Annotated in this window: 20 protein-coding genes; 17 read left to right on the top strand and 3 right to left on the bottom strand. The window is 46.7% G+C overall.

Translation table 11 applies throughout. The features are described from left to right. The first annotated feature begins 88 nt into the window (after positions 1-88). From H9659_RS12465 to H9659_RS12440, 6 genes are all read left to right on the top strand, one after another. Positions 89-388, top strand: a complete 300-nt coding sequence (locus tag H9659_RS12465; RefSeq protein WP_191691053.1) for a hypothetical protein — start codon at positions 89-91, stop codon at positions 386-388. A gap of 129 nt (positions 389-517) precedes the next feature. Further along, positions 518-982 (top strand): transcriptional regulator, encoded by a 465-nt coding sequence (locus H9659_RS12460; RefSeq protein WP_191691051.1) that lies wholly within the window; start codon positions 518-520, stop codon positions 980-982. Positions 983-1443: 461 nt separating this feature from the next. After that, the gene (locus H9659_RS12455) at positions 1444-2136 is read left to right on the top strand and encodes a hypothetical protein (protein WP_191691049.1); all 693 of its coding nucleotides are present in this window, start codon (positions 1444-1446) and stop codon (positions 2134-2136) included. Next, complete coding sequence (locus H9659_RS12450; RefSeq protein WP_191691047.1) at positions 2133-3416, top strand: efflux RND transporter periplasmic adaptor subunit; 1284 nt, start codon at positions 2133-2135, stop codon at positions 3414-3416. Before H9659_RS12455 ends, H9659_RS12450 begins: the two co-directional genes overlap by 4 nt. Before the next feature lie 388 nt (positions 3417-3804). After that, positions 3805-4440, top strand: a complete 636-nt coding sequence (locus tag H9659_RS12445) for an exonuclease domain-containing protein (protein WP_191691045.1) — start codon at positions 3805-3807, stop codon at positions 4438-4440. A 678-nt stretch (positions 4441-5118) separates the two neighbouring features. Then, positions 5119-10086, top strand: coding sequence for a S8 family serine peptidase (locus tag H9659_RS12440; protein WP_191691043.1), 4968 nt, complete (start codon positions 5119-5121; stop codon positions 10084-10086). A 121-nt stretch (positions 10087-10207) separates the two neighbouring features. Here H9659_RS12440 and H9659_RS12435 read toward each other — a convergent pair whose 3' ends face one another. After that, positions 10208-10606, bottom strand: a complete 399-nt coding sequence (locus H9659_RS12435; protein ID WP_191691041.1) for a hypothetical protein — start codon at positions 10604-10606, stop codon at positions 10208-10210. A 107-nt stretch (positions 10607-10713) separates the two neighbouring features. On the opposite strand from H9659_RS12435, the gene H9659_RS12430 reads away from it, so the two are divergent. From H9659_RS12430 to H9659_RS12410, 5 genes are all read left to right on the top strand, one after another. Then, on the top strand, positions 10714-11811 hold the full coding sequence (locus H9659_RS12430) for a helix-turn-helix domain-containing protein (RefSeq protein WP_191691039.1): 1098 nt from the start codon (positions 10714-10716) through the stop codon (positions 11809-11811). Beyond that, positions 11808-12038, top strand: a complete 231-nt coding sequence (locus H9659_RS12425; RefSeq protein ID WP_225217827.1) for a PLDc N-terminal domain-containing protein — start codon at positions 11808-11810, stop codon at positions 12036-12038. The genes H9659_RS12430 and H9659_RS12425 overlap by 4 nt, the downstream gene beginning before the upstream one ends. Then, entirely contained in the window at positions 12022-12918 is an 897-nt protein-coding gene (locus H9659_RS12420; RefSeq protein ID WP_191691037.1) for an ABC transporter ATP-binding protein, read from the top strand. Before H9659_RS12425 ends, H9659_RS12420 begins: the two co-directional genes overlap by 17 nt. Next, positions 12915-13679 carry an ABC transporter permease subunit gene (locus tag H9659_RS12415; protein ID WP_191691035.1) on the top strand — a complete coding sequence of 255 codons (765 nt, stop codon included), beginning with the start codon at positions 12915-12917 and terminating at the stop codon, positions 13677-13679. Before H9659_RS12420 ends, H9659_RS12415 begins: the two co-directional genes overlap by 4 nt. Before the next feature lie 111 nt (positions 13680-13790). Beyond that, on the top strand, positions 13791-14390 hold the full coding sequence (locus H9659_RS12410; RefSeq protein WP_191691033.1) for a 3'-5' exonuclease: 600 nt from the start codon (positions 13791-13793) through the stop codon (positions 14388-14390). Positions 14391-14419: 29 nt separating this feature from the next. On the opposite strand, the gene H9659_RS12405 is transcribed toward H9659_RS12410, so the two are convergent. Next, entirely contained in the window at positions 14420-14569 is a 150-nt protein-coding gene (locus H9659_RS12405; RefSeq protein WP_191691031.1) for a hypothetical protein, read from the bottom strand. A gap of 278 nt (positions 14570-14847) precedes the next feature. Between H9659_RS12405 and H9659_RS12400 the strand changes: the two genes are divergently transcribed. Beyond that, on the top strand, positions 14848-15801 hold the full coding sequence (locus H9659_RS12400) for a nuclease-related domain-containing protein (RefSeq protein ID WP_191691029.1): 954 nt from the start codon (positions 14848-14850) through the stop codon (positions 15799-15801). Positions 15802-16089: 288 nt separating this feature from the next. Here H9659_RS12400 and H9659_RS12395 read toward each other — a convergent pair whose 3' ends face one another. Beyond that, positions 16090-16326: a hypothetical protein gene (locus tag H9659_RS12395; protein ID WP_191691026.1), complete on the bottom strand. Its 237-nt coding sequence runs from the start codon at positions 16324-16326 to the stop codon at positions 16090-16092. Positions 16327-16421: 95 nt separating this feature from the next. Here H9659_RS12395 and H9659_RS12390 point away from each other — a divergent pair, with 95 nt between their 5' ends. The 5 genes from H9659_RS12390 (at position 16422) to H9659_RS12370 (ending at position 24374) form a co-directional block, all read left to right on the top strand. Further along, complete coding sequence (locus tag H9659_RS12390; protein ID WP_191691024.1) at positions 16422-16778, top strand: YhdT family protein; 357 nt, start codon at positions 16422-16424, stop codon at positions 16776-16778. Then, entirely contained in the window at positions 16775-18217 is a 1443-nt protein-coding gene (panF, locus tag H9659_RS12385) for a sodium/pantothenate symporter (protein WP_191691022.1), read from the top strand. The genes H9659_RS12390 and panF overlap by 4 nt, the downstream gene beginning before the upstream one ends. A gap of 233 nt (positions 18218-18450) precedes the next feature. Next, positions 18451-20670: a 5'-nucleotidase C-terminal domain-containing protein gene (locus tag H9659_RS12380; protein WP_191691020.1), complete on the top strand. Its 2220-nt coding sequence runs from the start codon at positions 18451-18453 to the stop codon at positions 20668-20670. Between the two features lie 182 nt (positions 20671-20852). Then, positions 20853-22349: an N-acetylmuramoyl-L-alanine amidase gene (locus tag H9659_RS12375; protein WP_191691019.1), complete on the top strand. Its 1497-nt coding sequence runs from the start codon at positions 20853-20855 to the stop codon at positions 22347-22349. A 99-nt stretch (positions 22350-22448) separates the two neighbouring features. Beyond that, positions 22449-24374 carry a S8 family peptidase gene (locus tag H9659_RS12370; RefSeq protein WP_191691016.1) on the top strand — a complete coding sequence of 642 codons (1926 nt, stop codon included), beginning with the start codon at positions 22449-22451 and terminating at the stop codon, positions 24372-24374. Positions 24375-24490: the final 116 nt, after the last annotated feature.

Here is a 24490-nt window from a genome sequence, read left to right as displayed (position 1 = left end):
TAGGTTGAAAGAAACAGGGCAAATCATATGAGAGGAGTGAGAAATTATTTCCCACCAAATGGTAATCTACATCCCGGGTTTGAGAAGAATGATTACGAATGGGGCAAGTGACCTCCAGACGAAGCTGCACCCGCCAAGTTCGGAAGGGATCATTGACGTGAAAGAACGTCAGACCATGTATATCATTTCCGCTACTGTAGGGGAATCCTTTTTCGACTCGATCACGGTCGACTATGCAAAAAATATGATAACGTTTAATCAGGTGAACCGATCGAACGGTATTTTAACAAATGCGGTATTAAGAGCATTGCATGAATTAGGAATACAAGAATTCATACCCCACGGCATGTCCTTTTTCATGATACCTCCCAATCGGAATCCGGAATGACGAATCCCTGAAATAGCTTCTGTCCCACTTACATATAGTTAATAACATCAGGCATTTATCATTCACAAATAGAGCTTGGATGTGATAAACTATAAATAATCGGAATATTCAAATTCGGAGGGGATACAGATGCTATCAGTGAAACGAATGACTCCATTCTATACGAGCAAAGAAGATTTCCGTCTGCGATTAGTGTTTGCGTATCAATATTTTTCGATTCTGAAAGGTCAAGAAGTCTTTCAGTTTGTACCGATTGAAGGAAAAGAAATCGTCATCAACATGAAAAGCTTGCAAGTCGAAAACTTAGGTGAAGTATTCGTCTTTCAGCGAGGCAGCCGGTTCATCCGATTACCGCTGTATCAGTTGCTGTTGATTTCCGATTTACACCTTCATCTATCTGGCGTATTAGAAGGCATCTTCCACTTAGCCCCTGAACTATCTGAACCGCAAGCACGTGAAATCGAGCAACTGATTGGAGAACTGGAACGGGAGAATCGATTGCGTATGATTGACTACGCCTTGGAGAATAACAACAGACAACTGTTCGCGGAACTGACGGAAGGAATGCACACACCGAATGTACAAACTGAATAATGACACGTAAAAAACACCTATCAATCTTGTAAGAGATAGGTGTTTTTTAATGCAGTTTGAAAGTGATGATGCTCAGAGTGCTCATGTGAGTAAGAATAATAGCATGACAAACAATGCGGATCCTAAAAGACCGAACGCAACATCCTGCCAAGACATGTATGCCATCTTTCGAGTTTGTGTGTTATTTTCCATCCTATTTCGCTCCTTTTGTCGATTTCCCGGGAAATAACGAGATATCTCGAATAACGGGTCTCCTTGACGTGGTGAAGATATAGTTATCTTGATAATTAGTTATTTAATACCACAATTCAGTTGTTTAGAAACACATTTTTAAATAAAAGACTATTAATGTATGTTTCTCGCCTGTATTCATTGCAAATCTTGTAGATTTTGCTAAAGTAGAGGATAGGAAGTTATTATCAAAATCCATTTCCCATCTCTGACAAGAAAGGAATTATCCCATGTTCTTCAACTTTTCGTTCTGGCGCTATGTAACGAATCCTTCACAACTCGCGATTAATCACCAAAATTCGGCAATGCGCGGATTCAACCGACGAATTGTCTTCCTTTTTCTTTCCGGAATCGTAATCTTTGCGTTACGCGACATATGGGGAATGACAACGGAATCACTTAGTCCGATGCTGGCACTTACAACCGACGGTGATTATACGATTGCTCGCTTTGTCTCCGTGATAGGTGCTATTTTATGGGCCGTTGTCTACATAGCTTTTCATTTGTTTTTTGTCTCTTACATCCTTGGTCTTTTGACGTCGATTCCAGTTCGACGGATAGTACCTTTGCAACTCCTGGTAACTGGTGTTTTACTTATCGAAAAGATGCTTGTATTCCTTGTCTTCCTCGTGAAAGGGGAATCGACAAACGTATCATTTTTATCATTCGGTCCGTTAACGGCAACTTTTTCGGACATATGGTTTTTAGTCATGTTCCTCAATCAGTTAACAATCATCTCTGCACTCATCGTGAGTTTGCAGTTCAGTTTCATCCGTGCTTATACGAAGACGATGAATTGGAAAAGTTTACTCGCCGTCCTCATCGGATTGCAAATTCTCTTCGCACTGCTGACAGCGGCGATCGGATATATCCCATTTGAACGTCTCTTCAATTACGTCATGCAAGGAGGCGCTGCGTCATGAACAAATTTACAAATGCAGCCATCGGAGTTGTTGTCAGTATTTTTGTCGCACTCAATCTCTATCTGATGTATTCCGAGAAAAGCGTAATTCCGAAGTCGGTATATGTGGGCGAATACGAACGGATGTCAGCGAAAGAGTACAAAGAAGTACTGCCAAAAGAAGGGTTGGTCGCTCCCGCAGAAACGTTTACAGTTTATACGAGCGACAGTAATGCAATCGATACATGGCTCGTCCGTGAAGGTGATGCGGTGACGACAGGTGAAGAACTTGCTACGTTACAGACAGAACAAGCGGATGGTCAGCGTGCAGTTTGGGAATCTGAGAAAGAAGCATTGCTCACACAGCAAAGTACGATCCGTTCGACAATTTCCGATCTCGAATCTGGCGATAAGACAGATAGCTCCAACTCATCGAAGTCGGACCGTACTCAGACTGATGACGATACAAAAGTGGAGCTGAACGTGGATGTAAAAGTCGATGTGAATCAAACCGGTTCATTTGCCCAAGCTATCGCAGAAGCGGAACGTGATCTAGCGGATACAGAACGTCGTTTGAAAGTGGTTGAATCACAATTGGACCAAAATTCATCGAATCCAGCCCTTATTAGCCCGACAGATGGTGTCGTTGCGCGTATTATTGGCGAAAGCGATCAGCCGAAAATCGTCATCTATAGCAATGAGCAAGTGGTGGAGACGTACGCAGAAGACGAAGAATGGAGCAAGCTGGCGAATGGAGATCCCGCTGTGCTGGATGCGAAAGGAACAGAAGGCACGTTAAAAGGTTCAGTCGAATCAATTGACCAAGTTCCTGCAACACCGAACGAATTTTTAGAAGCTTACAAAACGCTCGCAGATAAAAAGGTAACCAATCCATTGGCGTATTATAGAGTCCGTTTAAGTGCGGACGAAGGAGAAGTTCCTGCTCCATTCGGAACGCACGTGAACACGGTCATTACAACAAATGTTGCGCAAAACGCCGCAGCAGTTCGTACGAATTGGCTAACAAATGCAGGTAAGGATAAGGCTTCCGTATGGCAACTTGACAAAAATGGCTATGCAGCGGCAATAGAGGTGGCTACGCCATTCGAATATCTCAATCGTACGGTCGTCACGGAGGGGCTCGCATCAGGGGATGTAGTCGTTCACGACACATCCATCCGCGATCAGGAAAGTGCACCGCGTGTATTCTTCCCGATGCCGATGGACCTGCCGACAAAAGCGGAATGGAAAGCATTCGGCTGGAAAAATTATTTCAAAGTATTGCTATTGAAACAACCATAAGCAGATAAAACGTTACACAAAAAAGACTGCCCGATATTCAGTGCAAACTGATGAATCGGGCAGTCTTTTTGACTGTGTAGACTCTGAAATGCATTAAGGATCGTGTGACTTGGAAAAAGGGTACTAAACAGGTATCCCCTGGTGATAGATGACCAATTTCATCTGTTTCCATTAATTGTTAACCAATCCTTGCACGTTTCGTTTTCTTGTCAATTTGTAAACAGCGACCAAGCTCTCTGTCGAAATGACTAAGTTATCTTAATTTTTGTTCATCTTACAGTTCATATGATCTAGTTAAAAAGTTGTTAACATATCTTGAATTCATGCATAATAATTTGAAAATCGGGAATATGAGACGCATAACAACTATACAGGGAAGTGCATCTTAATGAAAAAACAACGTGAAAAAATACACGAATTGTTGAACCAAGTACCCAAACAAAAGAATATGCGGGTCCGGAAACAGACGAGAAATAGTAACTATATAACTACTGAAGATTGTCATAAGGATTATATTGTCCTCGATTTTGAAACAACAGGCATGCGTGCAGGCGCCGATAAGATCATCAATGTAATCGCGATGAGGTACAAAAACCATCAAGAACAAGATGTCTTCGAATCGTTAGTGAATCCTCAGCGCCACGTTCCAATTGAAGTGATACAGAAAACGGGACTGACGGATGAGATAATTGGCAGCGCGCCTATTATGGAAGAGGTGATTCAACCACTCATTTCATATATTGGGGAGTTGCCGATTGTCATCCATGACAGTTCGTTCGAAATGGGATTCTTAGAGTCCTTCCATGATTTTTCAACATTTAAGTTACCTAAATACACAGTGGTCGATACGACCAAATTAGCAAGAAAAGTGGCGAGTCAGCTGGAAGACACCGAAAAAATAAAAAAACTGGCTTTCTTGCTTGGGACTAAGCAAGAATCTATGAGCGGCTTAACGGATTGCCGAGCGACCGCAGACATCTACAAATATTGTTGTGAGTTGAATGAAGAAATGAATGAAACTTAAATGAGCGGCACTTCGTGATATCAGGGAGTGCTTTTTGAGGTTTTTAATCGGGATCTAGGGAGGTGTGTGCTAATCGCGAGAACGGAAGGGTCAGCATGCCCGTTCCAGGGATGCATCCGCTCGTTTCCTTGGAACAGTCTCTTAATTAATTCGTATAAAAGCTCGCGATCAATCCGTCTTACCCTGATTCAATACCAAGATTAATTGGTGTGCTCCGCTTCGCTACGCATTTAGGGACGGGGAAGCAGGGCATTAGGATAGCCCGCTCGTTCCTGCGATCTACCCGCTCGTTTCTCCGCGGCACCCGCCCGTTTCCTCGCTCTACCCGCTCGTTTCGCTGGACAACCCGCCCGTTTCCCCACGCAACCCGCTCGTTTCCTCGAGCAACCCGCCCGTTTCCAAAAAAATAATCCATCACCCTATCAACTAATCCCCCAGTCAAACGCCCTACATCCATCACCTCCGACATTCATCACGGAATTCGAAGTATTCGCCACTGCCAACGGACTACTTCACATGAGTCAAACAGATGCCTATTGAACGATTTTTCAGAAAACAGTATTAAATCTATAAAACCTTGTCAGTATGCCATTCTAATATCTTCCAAACTATGATATTGTCATTCTGTCACTTAATTTAGTTAAGTCTGACAACTAATAGTTTAAGGGGGAAGAGGAATTGACCAATAAGAAATTCACCAAATTTCTAAGTGCATTTCTAACACTCATCATGGTCCTTTCGCTTGTTCTGCCATTCAACGGTACTGCAAATGCAGCTCTATTGAAACAGCCGTTCAAGACGAATCCGCAAGACGCAAGTGCGCTTCAGCAAAAAGCTGCGATTGCACAGCAGACAAGCTTGCTGGAAGGGGATGCCCGACTCCACAAGGATCTGCAAGGTATATCTGGCAGTCAGGAAGTTCCAGTCATCATTCATTTATCCGAAAAAGCGGTTGGCCTTGAACAGGGGATCCATAAGCTCAACGGGAAAAAGATGACCCAATCCGAGATTACTCTCAAAAAGGGTAAAATCCAGGCCCAGCAAAACACGGCACGTAAGGAAATGACGGTTAAAAAAGTGAAATTCGACCAAGTTTACTCATACGATACAGTCCTCAACGGTCTCTCCGGAACAGTTCAAGCGAACGACCTCAAGAAACTCCTAACAATACGCGGCGTGAAATACGTCGAACCTGATACAACCGTCTATGCACAGGAAGGTCTTCAAAAAGTCGACCCGAAAGTGGATGCAAAGATGGACACAAGCATTCCATTTTTAGGCATTAACAAGCTATGGGAAGAAGGTATTGAAGGACAAGGCGTCAAAGTGGCGGTTCTCGATACAGGCATCGACGCATCCCATCCTGACTTGAAAGCGGTTTATAAAGGCGGTAAAAACTTCGTCCCTCACGTAGACGGGGAGTACGCACGTCCACGCGCAGATGACGATGGTTCTGAAACGTCTCCGCTCGATCGTCCTGCAAACAAGCCTGAAGTGAACGAGCGAGGCAGCTCATTCTATACGACCCACGGAACTCACGTGGCAGGAACGATTGCAGCACAAGGTAACAACGAATTCGGCATCAAAGGCATTGCACCGAAAGTCGACCTCTATTCATATCGCGTCCTCGGCGCTTATGGAAGTGGCGCGACTTCAGGCATCATTAAAGCGATCGATACAGCAGTCATTGAAAAGATTGACGTCATCAACTTATCTCTCGGTGGTGGTGCGAACTCCGAAACGGATGGCGCGTCCTTCGCGATCAACAACGCCATGCTTGCGGGCACGATTTCTGTTGTTGCAACGGGCAACTCAGGCCCGAACCGGGGCACAATGGGAACTCCGGCAACATCACGACTCGGAATTGCAGTAGGGAATACGACAAACCCTGAAACACATTTCCAAGCGAACGTAAACGTAAAAGCAGGTGAATTCACTTACAGTAAAGTGAATGACCTGATGGCAACGACATTCGGCAAAGACGTAGAAACACAATTAGCAGGCGGTTACGATCTCATCGCAGTTCCTGGAGCGGGTGCTGAAAAAGACTACGCAGATCTAGACGTAACTGGCAAAGTGGCACTCGTCGCTCGTGGAGAAATCGCGTTCGTTGATAAAGTCGCAGCGGCTAAGAAAAACGGTGCAGTTGCAATCATCGTACACAACTTTGCGGGCGGTACAAATGCACCGAACAAATCAGATGTATTTCTCGGCGACGCATTCGAATTCATCCCGACATTCGATATGTCTGTAACAGATGGGGAAGCCCTGCGTGCAGCACTCGCTGCAGCGCCAGGTACGATTTCCTTCGATCAATTCTCAAGCATCAAAACAACAGGTGATGACGTCAACGACTCAAGTTCACGTGGTCCATCCACACCGAACTTCGACATCAAGCCAGACGTTTCTGCACCTGGAACCAACATCATGTCCACAATCCCGATGTACGGGAACGATTTCCCGGATGCAGATTACAGCGAGGCCTACTCACGTAAAACAGGTACGTCCATGGCAACTCCACACATTGCTGGAATTGCGGCACTCGTGAAACAAGCGAATCCGACATGGAACGCATTTGACGTAAAGGTGGCTCTTTCCAACACTGCAACAGTACTCGATACGAAAAAGTATGACGTCTTCGCTCAAGGGGCAGGACGCGTGGATGCTTACAAAGCGGCGCGCGCAGATGTTCTTGCTTATGCGATCGATACAGCAAACAATGACGGAACAGAAGTGGACAACTTAAAAGGAACCGTTACATTCGGTCCTCAAAAGTTGGATAAAAACATCTCTGTCACTAAAAAAATCAACGTAAAAGATTTGAAATCAGCTGGCGGCGACTATACCGTTTCTGTTGACGTAACAAAAGGATTCGGCGACGCAAAAGTCACGGTTGATCAATCCGAGTTCACATTAAACGGTGAACAACTTCTGAACGTAACTCTGACGGCGTCAAAAGCAGAGACAAAAGCGGGGGATGAAATCCTCGGCTACATCCACATCAAAGGTAACGGCAAAGATCTTTCATTACCATTCGCAGCTGACTTCGGTGGAGCAGCCGCAGTCGCAGTTAAAGATATGGAAATCACGAAAACGGATCTTTCATTCAATGGAGACGGTGTGAACGATGATGCCATGTTGTACTTCACAATAACTGGCGATGTCGGTTTCAACACGATCGAGCTGTGGGATATCATGAACCCGACCGGCGGCAAGTATAGCGACGGCTACATCGGATATTTGCACGCAAGTGATACCCTAACGGCAGGATCCTACCAGCTTCCGATACTAGGTAAGTACACACAATGGGGCGGTACAGGGTCGGAAGTGATTCCGGATGGCTTGTACACAATCGACTTCTCTGCTGAAACGAAGTCAGGAAATCCCAAAACTATCGCTGATTACGTAGGTCCAGTAGTTGTGAAATCGACTGCAGGCACAATCGAAGGGGCGGTTTCAGACGGAAAAGTAACTGGTAAAATCACCGACAAATACGTCGATTACCAAAAAGAGCTCGTGAAATACGGAATGGGATACGACCTCAATACAAAACTTTCGGCAACATACGAAGTGACAGCAAATGATGCAGTCGTGGATTCCGGTGCAGTGAAGTTGGCACAGGACGGTACATTCACATTCGACCTTCCGACTTTCGATAAAACAAAAAACAATGTCACTGTGAAATACGCAGACGCTGCTGGCAACAAAGCAGAAGAAGTCATCTACACAGCTGTCGATGAGCCGGTGGACACAGTTTCTGTTGCGGTCGATCAAACCGCACTCGACTTGAAAGTGGGAGATACAGCTCAACTTCTCGTCACGGAAACAACAACGAAGCCAGACGGAACTTCGACTGACCGCGACGTAACTGCAGAAGCAACGTTCGCTTTAAGCGACGCAACAGTTGCAACCGTTGTAAACGGAAAAGTGACAGCGGTCGCTGCTGGTAAAGCGGAGATCACGGTCACATACAATGAATTCACACAAACAGTTCCAGTTACTGTAACTGCGGAACCTGTGAAAGAAGAGGTCAGCTACGCACTGAACAAGAAGAGCTTGTCTCTAGGCGTTGGTCAGCAAGAACAGCTGACAATCACGGAAACGAAAGTGAAAGCTGACGGTACAGTCGTGAAAACGGACGTCACGCCAACAGTGAGCTTCAACGTAGTCGATAACTCGATCGCTACGGTCCACAAAGGGCTCGTCACTGCTCACAAAGCAGGCAAAACGCAAGTCCGTGTCATGATTCCTGGACAGGATACACGCTTCGTTTATCTCGAAGTGAAAGATCTTCCGCAAGACGTTGTGACCTATTCGGTGGACAAAACTGCATTGAAATTAGGTGTAGGCCAGCAGGAACAACTGACAGTCAAGCAAACGACCGTGAAGCCGGACGGTACAGTCGTTGAGAAAGACTTCACGCCATCCACAAGCTTCAACGTAGTGGATAAAAAAATCGCTACGGTTTCAAAAGGACTCGTCACTGCTCACAAAGCAGGCAAAACGCAAGTCCGCGTCATGATTCCAGGAGAAGACACGATCTTCGTTTACCTGGAAGTCGTCACGCCTCCACAAAACATCGTCACCTATTCGGTGGATAAAACCGACGTGAAGATGCAAGTGAATCAGCAAACGCAGATTAAGGTAACTGAGAAAACAGTGACTCCAGATGGCAAAATCACTGAAAAAGACGTAACAGGCGCAAGCAAGTTCAGTGTCGTCAACAACAAAATTGCAACAGTCAACAAAGGGTTGATCAGCGCGCTCACGCCAGGCAAAACACAAGTGAAAGTCGTCTTGCCGAACGGTGAAAGCCTACTCGTATACTTGACAGTAAAAGGCGAAACCGCGCCAATCATCACGTATTCTTTGGACAAAGACAGTGTCTCCTTGAAAGCAGGGGACTCAGCGAATGTCCAACTCGTCGAGACCACGACAAAAGCGGACGGCACGTCGACAACAAAAGACGTGACAACAGAGGCGACATACCAGACGAATAATGCCGACGTTGCAACAGTAACCCAAGGTAAAATCTCTGCAATCGCAGCAGGGGATACAGAAATCAGCGTCACCCTCGGCGCGTTCAAAACGACTGTGAAAGTTCACGTAGAAGCAGTTGCACCGAAAGCGATCGTAGTTACAGATGAGATGATCAACGCGTTCATCGCGGATAAAAAATCGAAGCAGATCATCATCGAAGTACCAGCAGCAGTCGGTTTAATGGACGTGGAATTCTCAAAAGCGATCTTGAAGAAAATCGAGAAGTCTGAGAAAGACCTCGTGCTTAAAGCAGGAAACGCAGTCTACACACTCGAAGACGAAGCTGTTGAAGAACTGATGAACCGCTCTGCCGGAGACGCAGTCATCACACTCGGCACATCTTCATCTGCCAACGTGAAGGATGCCGTCTCAGAGGTCTACACAATCGAGTTTTCAACTGGCACTGCAGCTAACAAATCCGCTTTGAAAAAATTCGATGAAGAAATATTAGTCGCAATTGGATTGGATGAAGCAACAGCGAAGAAGTTGAAGAAAGCGGAAGCACTCAACTTAGTCACAAACAAATCATCAAAAGTCAAAGTGAAAAAGAACGAAGCACAGTTCGATATCGAAGCGGCAGGAAGCTACGTGATTGTTCAAAAGTAATAGGAAAAAGGCTGCCTCCGGGCAGCCTTTTTGCATGGGCAGCAGCGAAGCGCTCCATTCAACTAAATGGCCGCCCGAAACTGTGCTTGAACCGCTCCATTCCCGCGGCAGACTACCTTCTTCAATAAGCATCCAAGCTCGCGACAAATCCGTCTTCCCCCGCTTCAAAACCAAGACTAATTGGTGTGCTCGCTCCGCTTCGCATTTCATGATGGTGAAATGGAGGGCACCAGGATAACCCGCCCGTTTCCCCGCGCCACCCGCCCGTTTCCCCGCGCCACCCGCTCGTTTCCCCGCGCCACCCGCTCGTTTCTCTCGGGAACCCGCCCGTTTCCAAACGCGCCCCGCTCGTTTCTCCCGGGAACCCGCTCGTTTCCCCGCGCCACCCGCTCATTTCGCTCGGGAACCCGCTCGTTTCCACACGCAACCCGCCCGTTTCCCCGCGCCACCCGCTCGTTTCTCGCAGGAACCCGCCCGTTTCCACACGCGACCCGCTCATTCCCGCTACATCCCCGTCCAAAAATCACCCTCCAGTTGACCGCTATACTAAATTATCACCTACAAGTTGATTGAATCACCCGCTGATTAACATATACTAAAGAGAGCACATCAAAGGGGGAGAGCATCATGCTTCAAATCGGCTCCATCATCCTGCGCGAACGGCAGAGACTGGGCATCACGCAAGAAACGCTTGCCACACACTGCCAAGTCTCAAAAGCATCTGTCTCGAAGTGGGAAAAAGGTCAAAGTTATCCCGATATCACACTGCTTCCGAAACTCGCAGCCTACTTTGATATCACGGTGGATGAACTGCTCAGCTATGAGCATCAGCTTTCCAAGCAAATGATCCAGGATCTATATAACAACTTCTCACAACTGTTCGGAAAATCACCTTTTCCACTAGTATTCAAGGAAGTGGAAAACCAAGTGAAAACATACTACCGCGATCCATCACTGCTCCTGCAAATGAGTATTCTCATGCTCAACCATTACCAACTTGCTGAAGACAGCGGCGGCATTTTGAACAAAATTACGCAATGGCTCGAGCGGATCCGCCAAGTCAGCGATGACGTTTGGATGCTGAGACAAGTGAACTCCTTGCAAGCAAGCGTTGCACTCATGCAAGAAAATCCGGAAAAGACACTCGAACTCCTCGATGGCGTCATCCAGCCAAGCATTGGAGACGAAGTGCTGCTCGCCACCGCCTATGAACAAGTAGGGAACACCGAGGAAGCGACGCGCGCGATCCAAGTGATGATGTACCAAAGCATCCTTCAACTCGTCGGGAGCAGTCCGATATATTTAAGACTCACCGTGTCCGATCGAGCAGCGTTCAAGGAAACCATCTTCCGCATCGACGGGTTGATCGACCTGTACGAACTCAAACAGCTCCATCCCAATGTGTGTCTGCAATTTTATGTAAGCGTCGCACAAGCTGCTGCAACGGAACAAAATCGCGAGCTGCTCTATAACTACCTCACAAAGTATGTAGATGTATGCATACACAATTTATGGCCAATCGCACTCCGCGGGGATGCCTATTTCAATCTATTGGAAGAATGGTTGGAGCAACTGGACCTGGGGAAAAATGCGCTTCGCAACGATGATCTCATTAAACAGTCCGTCATCGATATTATGAACGCTCCATTTTTCAAACCGTACCAAGAAGATGAAGAAATGAAATCACTGAAAGAGAAATTACGTTGGGGATTGGAGGATAAATGATGAACACAGATTTGGACCTGCTCATAGAATACTTGCCATTCATCATCCCGCTCGTCATATTGCAATTCGGACTCGCCATTTTTTCCGTCATTCATGTCATTCGCCACCCGCATTACCGCTTCGGCAACCAAGTGATGTGGCTGCTCATCGTGCTCTTCATTCAATTCGTCGGACCGCTTATTTACTTCATCGCAGGAAGGGGAGACGAAGATGGTCGTATCCATTAACCAAGTCACCAAGCGATTTGGCGCAAAAGAAGTCTTGAAAAACGTCACCCTTACCATACCGGAGCACTCCGTTTTCGGGTTCGTAGGTGCAAACGGGGCCGGCAAAACGACACTCATGAAATGCATGTTGGGACTGCTCCCGCTCACGTCAGGAACGATCACAATCGCCGGTCAGCCTGTCGCTTTCGGCCAAACGAAATCGAATACGCACATCGGCTACTTGCCGGACGTCCCGGAATTTTATCCGTATTACAACGCCCGCGAATACTTGCAGCTATGTGCCGTCATCACGAATATGCAGAAATCGGAACGCGCACCACGCATTAAAGAACTGCTCGAACTCGTCGGGTTATCCCATACGAAATCACCTATCCGAACCTACTCGAGAGGCATGAAACAACGCCTAGGCATCGCGCAAGCACTCCTGAATCGCCCGAAATTGCTGATTTGTGATGAACCCACGTCAGCACTCGATCCAGTCGGACGTGCACAGATTTTATCCATCTTACAAGCGGCTAAATCCGAAACGACTGTCTTCTTTTCAACGCACATCCTCTCAGACGCCGAACAGATCTGTGATCGAGTTGCCATGCTTCACGAAGGGACCATCATTTTTGAGGATGAACTCGCAGCACTCCAGGAGCAAGTGGACCATCAATTCGTATTCACGTTCACCACAACTGCGGAACACGCGCTATCTCAGCTGAACGACCTGGAATACCACATCTCTATAGAAGAAAATGCACTCATCGTACAGTTATCCAGCGAGAGTGAACGCATGCAATTCATACGCCAGCTCACAGACCGCAATCTCGTCATCCAGTCGATGCATGCCCACAAAAAACCGCTCGAACAAGTGGTACTGGAGGTGCTGAAATGAGTCCTTGGCTTGGTTTTCTCAAGAAAGAATGGACGGAAAGTGTAAAGTCCTACAAGTTGCTGCTGACCGTGCTGATCTTTTCTGTGATCGGCATCTTGAATCCGTTCACCGCAAAAATCACACCCATGCTCATGGAGAACTTCATGCCTGAAGGCGCTGTCCTGAATTTGCCTGAACCAACCGCACTTGACTCGTGGCTGCAATTCTACAAAAACTTCCCGCAAATGGGGCTGTTCATCTTCATTCTGTTGTTCAGCACGATGATGTCGAAAGAGCTTGAAAAAGGGACGCTCGTCATTTTACTCACAAAAGGATTGCGCCGCAGTACCGTGATTACAACGAAATTCATCATGGGAATCATCTATTGGACGCTCGCATTCTTGCTGACTTTCTTCATCACATACAGCTACACCGCCTTTTATTGGGATCAAAGCATTCTGGAGCATTTATTCCTGGCAGCGGGCTGTGTCTACGTATTCGGAATCCTGCTGTTCACCATCACATTATGGGGCAACACTTATTTCGCCTCGGCATATGGTGGCCTTTTAGTGACAGTGATGACGGTCATCGCATTGTTCGTCATCGCAATTTTCCCGGATTCCGCTACATGGAATCCGCTCCAGCTGCTGTCAGCACCCCCGCAACTGATAACCGGGGCAGTGGCATCGAAAGAAATACTGACACCCTTCCTCGTCGCAACGGGTGCCATACTCTTCTTTCTAATAGGAACCATTCTTCATTTCAATAAAAAACGGCTGTAACGTTAGTCACGGAGTGAAATAAATTCATTGTAAATAAGACGTGGAGTCTGTTTTGTGCAAATGTTCCAGGGTATACTAACCATAATAGGTTCGTAGAAGGAGTGCTGCTCAATGGATATCCACGAAAAAGCGATCCGGTTGTTGCAGGAAAAGGCCGAGCAACCAAACCGTTCACGCAAAACAACTTCTCAAAAATATAAAAAAAGCACGAAACCCGTAACCGATTACGTCGTGCTCGACTTCGAGACAACGGGGTTACGGGCGGGTGCCGACCAAATCATCCAAATTGGAGCAATCCGCTATTTCGATCATTGGAAAGATGAGCAGATGGACGTCCTTATCAATCCAAGACGCTACATTTCACCGACCATCACCCGTCTTACAGGCATCTCCAATGAAATGGTGGAAGACGCGCCGACAATCGATGAAAAAATCGGCGATCTGGTGGAATTCATTGGGGAGCTTCCGATTATTGCGCACAACGCCTCATTCGACATGGGCTTCCTGTACGCGCTCGAAGGCGTAAATGGCGTCACCCTTCCGGAATACACCGTCATCGACACCGTCAAAATCGCACGCCAGAAAATCAAAGACACACCCAACCACAAACTCACGACACTCACACAATACCTGCAACTCGAGCACGACGCCCACAACGCAATCGGCGACTGCCTCGCAACCGCCGCCATCTATCAATACTGCACCAAGTAAAAACCCTGCCGCAGCAGGGTTTTTGTGCGTTATTGACACGCTAAACGCTCCATTCGCCCGCCTAAGCGCTCAATTCCGTAAGCTAAGCGCTCCATTCGCCCGCCTAAGCGCTCGATTCCGTAAGCTAAACGCTCCATTCGCCCTCTTAAGCGCTCGATTCCGTAAGTTAAACGCTCCATTCCACCCATCGCTCAGGCTCTCGCACATCACGCGGAAACCAACCTTCCGCCCCGAGCCTCCAAGCTCGCGACCAATCCTTCAATCTTAGGTTCAAAACCGAGACTAATTGGTGTGCTCCGCTACGCTACGCATTTTAAGAAAAGAAATCCTAACCCGGACTGTCACCTGAATCATCTATTTAAATTGTGTCAAAAGGCCAATAATTCGGCTTTGCGACATTCTATATCTTTTCCTTCAAACACAAGCTACACTAGTAAGAAAACTTGAGGTGAGGTCATTGCTGCACAAACATCGAACTGCTCCCAAATTGCTAAGCGGACTGCTTGCTCTAGAAAGGCGGCTACCGCGTCATCATGAAAAATATAAATTCATCACGGATGAATTGCACAACACGCGAGCTGGATACAGTGGCGAATTAGAATATGATCGCTATATGAAAGAAGTACGAACCGATTTTCCTCATGCCATTCTCCATGATCTATCCTTGCATCATGAAGGCGTTTACTTTCAAATTGATTCGCTTTTCATCTCCCCAGAATCCATCATCATCTCTGAAATTAAAAATAGAGCAGACAAAATTATTGTTACAGCCAATCCCACTCAGTTCTTACAAGTCAAAGACAAAGGGGTATCCCAACTTTTCCGTAGTCCGATTGCCGAAGTCGATCGCAAAGTTCAATTTCTCCAAAAATGGTTAGGGAGGAGAAACATCAATATTCCGGTCAAAGGGATCATTGTATTTGCTTACAATAACCAGATGCAAATAGAAGGGGAGCCCACGATGCCTATTTACACTTCTTATGAAGCACCTACTTTTTTCCGATCACTTATACCCGGAAAAGAGATCTTAAGAGAACGAGATATTTCAAGAATCGCGAAAGAGTTAGCTAGATCGCATAGTGAATACAATCCATATCCGCTTGTTACGCATTATAAAATCCAACCTCAAACCCTCAAAAAAGGTGTGTTTTGTTCGACTTGTACCGTTCCCTCTATAATGATTTGGACAGCCCGTCGGTGGGAATGCCGTTTATGCGGAAAACGGAAGAGCGATAGTCACATGGCGACCATTGAAGAGTGGTTCATGCTGATGCCTCACAAATTAACGAATCAAGCTTTCTGCGAGTTTACTGGGATCACAGATCGTCATACGGCAAAACGATTGCTTGCGCGTTCTAAGTTAAAACAACATGGCATTGGTAGGGGGAGTTACTATGAGCTAATCCATTAGGTCCTGCTAGATGGAACTCCTAGATTAATTTTGGGCACTTCGCTTTGCGGAGTGTTTTTTTCTGAACAAGTAGGTAGACAGAGGGCATGCTATAGTCTAAATACGAAAAGGTTCTCAAGGGAACTTGTAAACTCCCGCGGAAACTATCCATAATTCATTCCTTTTCAAAGCTCGTGACCAATCGGGATCTCCTAGGTTCAAAACCAAGACTAATTGGTGTGCTTCGCTACGTTACGCATTTTTGGAAGATCTGAGTTCATAAAGGGTTTTTCGGGAATCTATGGTTTTTCAAACTAAGCGCTCGATTCCCGTGCCGAAGCGCTCCATACCGCTCCTGAAGCGCTCGATTCCCGTGCCGAAGCGCTCCATACCGCTGTCTAAGCGCTCGATTCCCGAGCTGAAGCGCTCCATACCGTTGTCTAAGCGCTCAATTCCCGTGCCGAAGCGCTCGATTCCCGTGCCGAAGCGCTCCATACCGCTGTCTAAGCGCTCGATTCCCGTGCCGAACTGCTCAATTCGCGCCATCCACCCCCAACCACCCCAAAAATCCCCCTACCCCCAACCCACAAAATAGGATATACTCAACAAAAACCCACCATCCACTAAAAGGAGGCACCGCCATGCGACCCGACACACCTAAACTACCGAACTCACCGCAACCCAAGGAACACAAACAAGACCCGCGCTTCAAAACTGCGCACAAAGAGGCTTGGATCGGCGTCGCACTTGCCGTCTTCAACTTCGTCTGGTGGTTCGGCTTCGCGTATGGACTCGGTGGCCGCCCCGTTGAAGAATACACATACATACTCGGCCTGCCCGACTGGTTCTTCTGGAGCTGTGTCGTCGGCTTCATTCTCATGAGCATCATCACCGTCGTCCTCGCGAAATTCGTCCTCACTGACATGCCGCTCGACGACGACCCGACGTACCATCCTGCCCAACCCGACACTCGCACCCAGAAAGGACCGAACTCATGAACATCGGCGTACTCATTCCGCTTATCGTATTCCTGATTGCAATATTCGCCATCGGGTTCATCGCCTCCAAACAAATGGGCAGTGGCGGCAGCTTCCTGCAAGACTACTTCCTCGGTGGCCGAGAACTCGGAGGCTTCGTCCTCGCGATGACCATGGTCGCGACATACGGCAGTGCATCCAGCTTCCTTGGCGGCCCCGGCACTGCATACACCGTCGGCTTCGGGTGGGCGCTTCTTGCGATGACCCAGGTCGTCACCGGTTATTTCGTCCTGCTCGTGCTCGGTAAGAAATTCGCCATCCTGAGCCGCCGCTACGATGCCGTCACGATGATCGACTTCCTGAAAGCCCGTTACAACAGCCCGGCGGTCGCAATCCTCTCCGCTGTCGCCATCATCGTCTTCCTGTTTTCCGCGATGACCGCACAATGGGTAGGGGGCGGACGTCTCATCGAATCGCTCACAGGACTCAACTACACGACCGCGCTCTTCATCTTCGCGATCAGCGTCCTCGTCTACGTCACAATCGGCGGATTCCGCGCAGTCGCGCTCACCGACGCCGTCCAGGGCGGAATCATGGTCATCGGAACGCTCATTCTGCTTATCGGAGTCATCATCGCAGGCGGCGGAATTCCAGCCATCATGCAGGATTTGTTGAATGAAAACCCGCGCCTCGTCACGCCATTCGGAGCAGACGGCAGCCTGACCGCAGCCTACGTCTCAAGCTTCTGGATCCTCGTCGGCGTAGGAGTCGTCGGCCTCCCGCAAATGGTCGTCCGGACAATGAGTTACAAAAACTCACGCGCCATGCACCGCGCACTCGCAATCGGTACCATCGTCACAGGCTTCATCATGCTCAACATGCATTTGATCGGCATCTTCGCCCGTCCCGTCATGCCAGGAATCGAAGTGGGGGATAAAGTCATCCCGCTCATCGCGCTCGAAGTCTTGCCGCCATGGCTCGCAGGCATCGTCCTCGCGGCTCCGATGGCCGCGATCATGTCGACCGTCGACTCGCTGCTGATCCTCGTCAGTTCGGCCATAGTCAAAGACGTCTACCTGAACTTTATCCAGCCGGACGCACCTGAAAAAAAGGTTAAAGCACTCAGTTTCGGCATCACCGGCGTGCTCGGAATCATCGTCTTCCTGCTTGCCCTGCAGCCGCCTGACCTGCTGATTTTCCTAAACTTGTTCGCATTCGGCGGACTCGAAGCCGCCTTCATCTGGCCGATTGTCCTTGGACTCTATTGGAAGTACGGCAACAAATACGGTGCCCTCGCCTCCATGGTCATGGGAATCGGCAGCTACATCGCCATCCATTTCTACAACCAGGAATACGGCAACCTGCTCGGCGTCCACACCGTCACGATTCCAGTAGTCCTATCCCTATTCGCATATTTAATAGGAAGCCTCACCGTAAAACGCGAACCCTTCCAATTCTAAAACAAATCCCTCGGAGCCACCAAGGCACCGGGGGATTTTCTCTATCCTATCAATCTACATTGTAATTATCTGTCCTAAAATATCCGTCGCCCGAAGCGCCGTCTGCAGCGTAGGAAGACACCGTCCTTCCGTCACTCGTATTCAAACAAATCCAAATACAACTAGTCGTAACACTCTGAAACTGATATGATAGACATGCATGTCCAAACTACTACTCTAGGGGGCAATTTCGAATGACTAAGAAGACTAGATTCATGGCAACAGCTATCACTGCAACAGCCGTCGCAACTGCACTGGCGGTACCAAGTGCATCAGCCGACGCCTCGAAATTCACCGACGTATCAGAGAAATACAAAGACGCGGTCAACTTCCTTTGGGCAAACGATATTACAAAAGGTATTTCTTCAACTACATTCGACACGACTTCTGCTGTGAAACGTGCTGATGCAGCTGTGTTCATCGCTAAAACAATGGGGCTCGAACCTGGAGGGACTTATAAGGACTCTGGCTTTACAGATGTACCTGTTCATGCGAAATGGGCAGTCGATGCGTTGACTGAGAAAAAAGTGGTCAATGGGAAAACCAAGACATTATTCGGATCTAACGAACACTTAACTCGCAACGAAGCAGCTGCAATGATCGTCAAAGCGGCAGAACTCGAAGTGGATAAATCCATAAAAGTAACAAAATTTGAAGATGTGAACGGAAACTTCGCTCCATATGTACAGGCACTCGTCAAAGAAAAAATCGCAAGTGGTAAGTCAAATAAGGTATTCGGTGCAACTATGCCCGTAACACGAGGCGAACTTGCACTCTTCTTGAACCGCGGGAACGCAAAATTCGGTTTCTTCGACCTCATGGTGATGCATATGAATGACCATCACGCTTATTTGGAACCATTCCCATATGTGGCAACTGTGGTCAATGAGTTGCGTGCAAAACACGAAAATAACCTGCTTCTCCATGGTGGAGATGTCTTCTCAGGCGATCTCTACTGGAGCAAATACAAAGGAAAAGCAGACACAGTGATGATGAACTACCTTGGTTTCGACGCAGTCACTTTCGGCAACCATGAATTTGATGAAGGTGGATCTCATGACGCAATGCGTAACTATGTCAAAGGTGCAACTTTCCCTGTACTAGGTGCCAACATTGATCTTTCGGGAGAACCGGAACTGGCTGCCCTTCAGACACGTGGTATTGTGGAGAATGCTAAAGGTGGCGGAGTTTACGACGGAACAATCGTCGAAGTGAATGGTGAAAAGATAGGTCTTTTCGGTCTAACAACGGAAGAGACGGCGGACATCGCGTCCCCTAACAAAGTTAAACTTGAAAATTATATTGATCGTGCGAAAGCCACAGTCGCAGCATTCGAAGCGAAAGGTATCAACAAGATCGTTGCGTTGACTCATATTGGCGTTCATGAATCATCCGTTTATGGAAGTGACCAATCACTGGCTAAAGCGGTTCCTGGTATCGATGTCATCGTTGGTGGACACAGCCATACCGAGTTGAAAGAGCCGATTACAGTAGAAAACAATGCAGGCGGTAAAACACTCATCATCCAAACTGGGGAGTATGCGAAAAACCTGGGGACTCTCGATGTGAAATTCAATCCTAAAGGTGAAATGTACTCGAATCACGGCGAGCTCATCGTGATCGACAAAGAGAAAATCAAGCCTGATAAGAAAGCAGCAGGTATTCTAGCACCATTCACACTAGGTGTGGAAGAATTGAAGAAAGAATCTATCGGAGTAGAGTCTGAAGTAGTGCTGGATGCAAAGCGTGATTCAAGCAACGAAGGAACGTCGAGTGTCCGACATAACGAAACGAACCTTGGAAATCTCATAGCGGATGCCATGCTTTGGAAAGCGAAAACATTACCATCCCTTCAAGGGAAAACAGTCATCTCCATGCAAAATGGTGGTGGAATCCGTACCTCTGTTGATGAAGGCACAATTACAGTAGGTGAAATTGTAAAGGTCTTGCCTTTCGGTAATCCGCTAGCGATTGTGGAGGCTCCAGGAAAAGATATCAAACGAGCACTGGAGAACAGTGTTAAAGCAGATACAATCGAAGGTGGAAAAGGACTACAGGAGTATGGTGGGTTCCTTCATGTAGGTGGAATGAAGTTCACATTCGACAGTACGAAAAAAGCTGGAGAACGTATCCAAGACGTAAAGGTACTTGAAGGTGAAGAATATGTAGCGTTGGATGAGGAAAAGACTTACTTCATCGCAACAAACTCCTTCACAGCGCGTGGCGGAGATGGATATGACGTGTTTAAAGAAGCCTCTGCAGCTGGACGGGTAACCGATCCAGGATTCTCAGACACGCAAAATATGATTGAATATCTACAAAGTCTGGGTGGAAAAATCAACCCTAAAGTTGAAGGGCGTATCATCGACGTATCTCTCGATGTTCAACAAAACGGTTATAAAATAACAGAATAACACCTAATCATTCTGCTATTCCTGTCGATATATATTTACAGGGATAGCAGTTTTCCCTTTTTACTAGTCTTATAAACTCGAAAACTCCCGTAAAAAAGTAAATTAGTACATAAGGAACATATAAAATTGGTAAAATTAGTGTTACACTCAAAACTACAGCAAACGATAAAGGAGTTTATGCATTGAAGAAATTAGGACTACTTTCCGCAAGCTCACTGTTACTATTATCCCTGTCCACATTCCAGCCACGTGAAGCAGACGCCGCTGCATACTTTACAGACATACCAACGCACCACAGAGCGTACGAAGAAATTACTTATTTGTCACAGAGCAATATCTTGTCAAACGATCATTCAAATAAGTTTGGCCCGGACGAAGCGATGACTCGTGCACATGCAGCTTCCATGATTGGAGAAGCTGTTCAATTGAGTGGTACGCCTACAAATTCTCGTTTCACAGATGTAACGATCTCGAATCCGGCTTCTGGTTATATTGAAAGTTCAGTTGCCCGTGGAATCATCAAAGGATACTCTGACGGTACATTCAAACCCAACAAAACATTGAACCGTGGAGAAATGGCTGTTCTTATAAGTCGGGCATTCGGATACAATTCGAGTACGACAACAGCCGCTGCCAACGAACTTATCACAAAAGGGATTTCGAAGGGCATCGGGAAAGGGAACTTTGGGACAAGCCAGCTCATGAAACGGGGCGACTTTGCGATTTTCTTAACACGTGCCATCAATGCACAATACCGCGAAGGAGCAGCACCATTACAAAGCTCGCAAATGTACGTGAATGTACAAGATAATGATTCTTTGAATTTCCGCACAGGTCCAACAACTGACTACATGGCGATTAAGAAATTATTCAAAGGCTATCCGGTAGAGGTCTACTATAAGGTGGGAGATTGGGTTTATATGAAAGCGGATGGTGCTTATGGGTTTGTCCATACAGCGTACATTTCATCATCCAAGCCTAGTGTCAGTTCTGTAAAAGACCCGGTAGACTTAGCTCCACCACCGGTTATCGGTGGCTCACCAGGAATTTCTGGAGGGGGATCCCTAGTTGGTCAAACAATCATCATCGACCCAGGCCATGGTGGAACTGATGGAGGTTCAGCCGCTCTTGGACTTGTTGAAAAAGAGATTACGTTGAACGTCTCCATGCGAACTCAAAAGTATTTCGATAAGACACCATTAGCTGTGCGTTATACACGAACTACGGATGTCTATCCATCCCTTGTAGGACGAGTGAATTTTGCTAAGCAGCAAAAAGGGAACTTGTTCGTAAGTGTTCACGCTAATGCAGGTGGAGGTACCGGAACAGAGACTTATTATTATGCAGCTGGTAAAAATCCACACGAAAAAGAATCCAAAGCGCTTGCGACGTATATGCAAAAACGCATGCTTCAAGCTTGGGGACTAAAAGACCGCGGTGTGAAAAACAAATCCCTTCACGTAACACGTGAAAATTCGATGCCTGCAGTTTTATTGGAACTTGGGTTCATCGATACGGCGAAAGACAATTCGTACTTGAAGTCACCAACCTATCGCGAGGCGATGGCTAAAGCGATTGTGCTTGGTACGCTAGATTACTATTATAACTATGAAGGACTTACAGATGTGGCTGGTTTGTATTCACAATTCGGCTCATCTCCCTCTCCTAGATATCATTAATTTCAAAGAAGAAGTCCTGGCTTTCACATTCGTGTGAACGGGACTTCTTTTTTTAAAGAAAACCTGTACAATAGTAACTAAAGAGAGAGGATGAATGCGATGAGGGATCTGGTACAAAAAGCACTATTCATAGTGATGTTTAGTTTAATAGGCAGTGGTTCTGTTTTAGTTGCGGAAGCATCTGAAACTTCGGAATCCCTGAAAGAACAGTATATGTTAGTCGATGAAAACCAACAGGAAATTGTCGACTATATGATACGTGAAAACCTTACAATTGAAGAAGTTTATAGTGCATTTCCAATCATTTCAGCTCAGCTCACTGCTGGCGAAATCGAACAATTAAAAACGAAATTCCCTAAGTTGCACACCCAAGAAAACTTAGAATACGAGCAGACTGCTGACAATGAGCTGGAGTCGGCGAAAGTACTTGGAGCCTCCCCTTCCCTCATCTCACCATATACAGGAGCAGGGGTGAAGGTAGCAATCCTGGACTCAGGAATTGATGTGACCCATCGAGATTTGAAAGTGAAAGGTGGCTTCTGTTCCCTTTCATTTGATTGCGCGCCGGATGTCCCTTATACGGATGATAATGGACATGGTACACACGTTGCAGGTATCGTAGCAGCGTTGAAAAATAATACAGGGATCGTTGGTTTAGCACCAGCTGTCGACTTGTACAGTGTGAAAGCAATGAATGCATTTGGTTCAGGATCTACAGAAAGCTTAGTGTCCGGAATCGAGTGGGCACTTAAGAACAAAATGGACATTATTAATATGAGTATTACAACAGATGATAATGATGTGGCCCTACGTACAGCACTTCAAACGGCATATAACAAAGGAATCCTCATTGTCGCTTCAGTAGGGAATAACGGAGAGACAACAAACAAGGCAGTCCTCTATCCTGCTAGATACAGTTCAGTGATTGGTGTGGGAGCGGTGAAAAATGATCTCACAAAAATGCCTGAAAGTGCCGTTGGTCCAGAGGTGGAGCTTGTAGCACCTGGGGATTCTATATTAAGTACGTTCCCGATTGAATGGGATTACGAGGATGGGCGTACAGATGGCTATACGCGGTTGTCTGGTACGTCAATGGCAGCCCCGCATGTTACAGGATTGTTAGCGATTTACAAAGAACGTTTTCCGCAGATGACAAATGTTGAATTACGAACTCTTATCACAAGTACGGCTAAGGATCTTGGAGTCAAAGGCCGAGACAACTTATATGGTTTTGGTCTTATTCAGTACCTCCCTGAACTGCCGTACTCGGTTAACTTCACCAAAACAAGCGCAACAGGGAAAGTCGTATTGTCAACAACTGATCCAAAGCTTTTGAAAGTGGTCATGAATGACAAGTCGCTCAAACTGAAAGATGGCCAGCTAGAGATTTACGGAGTAAAAGGGAAAAAAGAAATTTTTGTAACATCTGTAGATGCTCAAAAAAAGCAAACGATTGAACGGCAATACGTGGAGTTTAAAGCACCTGCGTACTCTGACGTAAAAAACTCGCAACCGTTTTCCGGACCAGTTGGCTATCTGGCAGGAAAAAACCAAATCAAAGGATTCCAAGACGGGACGTTCCGACCGTACACAGCCATTAACCGCGGAGAAGCGGCCGTACTAATCGGCAGAGCGTTAGGGTACTCAGGAACTCCAACTAAAACAAAATTCAGTGACGTGTCCCCGTCCTCCTATGCATCAGGGTACATTGACGCAGCGGTGAAAGCGAAAGTGATATCAGGGTTCACAGATGGAACGTTCCGCCCGGAAGCGAACGTCACGCGTGCTGAAATGGCAATTATGATCTCGAAGGCGTATCAGTTAACGGCAACATCCAACAAGTCGTTTACTGATGTGAACTCCTCAATTGCAGCCTACAACGCAATTATGAGCTTAGCGAATACTGGGATCACTTCGGGATATAAAGATGGCACATTTAAACCATACGAAAAAATGACGCGATCTGATTTCTCTGTATTCCTGTCTCGTGCTCAAAATGATCTATTTAAGCTCACCTCTTCTTGAGGTGGGTTTTTTTGTGAGCAAAAAGATACGACTATTAGCCAAAAAAAAGATTCAAATAAGGCCATAGGATGGATATCAAAACTTTATTTTTTTCCGAAATAAATAGCATAAAGAAA

Source organism: Sporosarcina gallistercoris, assembly GCF_014836415.1.
Taxonomy (GTDB): Bacteria; Bacillota; Bacilli; order Bacillales_A; family Planococcaceae; genus Sporosarcina; species Sporosarcina gallistercoris.
The sequence above is the reverse complement of the archived record's forward strand: the minus strand, read 5'-3'. Positions and strand labels throughout refer to the sequence as shown.

Bases quoted from the DNA above. Each gene is read 5' to 3' on its own strand.
- H9659_RS12430 (WP_191691039.1), top strand. From the start codon at position 10,714: ATGCTTCAAATCGGCTCCATCATCCTGCGCGAACGGCAGAGACTGGGC.
- H9659_RS12445 (WP_191691045.1), top strand. From the start codon at position 3,805: ATGAAAAAACAACGTGAAAAAATACACGAATTGTTGAACCAAGTACCC.
- H9659_RS12465 (WP_191691053.1), top strand. From the start codon at position 89: ATGATTACGAATGGGGCAAGTGACCTCCAGACGAAGCTGCACCCGCCA.
- H9659_RS12390 (WP_191691024.1), top strand. From the start codon at position 16,422: ATGCGACCCGACACACCTAAACTACCGAACTCACCGCAACCCAAGGAA.
- H9659_RS12415 (WP_191691035.1), top strand. From the start codon at position 12,915: ATGAGTCCTTGGCTTGGTTTTCTCAAGAAAGAATGGACGGAAAGTGTA.
- panF (WP_191691022.1), top strand. From the start codon at position 16,775: ATGAACATCGGCGTACTCATTCCGCTTATCGTATTCCTGATTGCAATA.
- H9659_RS12420 (WP_191691037.1), top strand. From the start codon at position 12,022: ATGGTCGTATCCATTAACCAAGTCACCAAGCGATTTGGCGCAAAAGAA.
- H9659_RS12450 (WP_191691047.1), top strand. From the start codon at position 2,133: ATGAACAAATTTACAAATGCAGCCATCGGAGTTGTTGTCAGTATTTTT.
- H9659_RS12380 (WP_191691020.1), top strand. From the start codon at position 18,451: ATGACTAAGAAGACTAGATTCATGGCAACAGCTATCACTGCAACAGCC.
- H9659_RS12410 (WP_191691033.1), top strand. From the start codon at position 13,791: ATGGATATCCACGAAAAAGCGATCCGGTTGTTGCAGGAAAAGGCCGAG.
- H9659_RS12460 (WP_191691051.1), top strand. From the start codon at position 518: ATGCTATCAGTGAAACGAATGACTCCATTCTATACGAGCAAAGAAGAT.
- H9659_RS12370 (WP_191691016.1), top strand. From the start codon at position 22,449: ATGAGGGATCTGGTACAAAAAGCACTATTCATAGTGATGTTTAGTTTA.
- H9659_RS12455 (WP_191691049.1), top strand. From the start codon at position 1,444: ATGTTCTTCAACTTTTCGTTCTGGCGCTATGTAACGAATCCTTCACAA.
- H9659_RS12425 (WP_225217827.1), top strand. From the start codon at position 11,808: ATGATGAACACAGATTTGGACCTGCTCATAGAATACTTGCCATTCATC.
- H9659_RS12405 (WP_191691031.1), bottom strand. From the start codon at position 14,569: ATGGAGCGTTTAACTTACGGAATCGAGCGCTTAAGAGGGCGAATGGAG.
- H9659_RS12395 (WP_191691026.1), bottom strand. From the start codon at position 16,326: ATGGCGCGAATTGAGCAGTTCGGCACGGGAATCGAGCGCTTAGACAGC.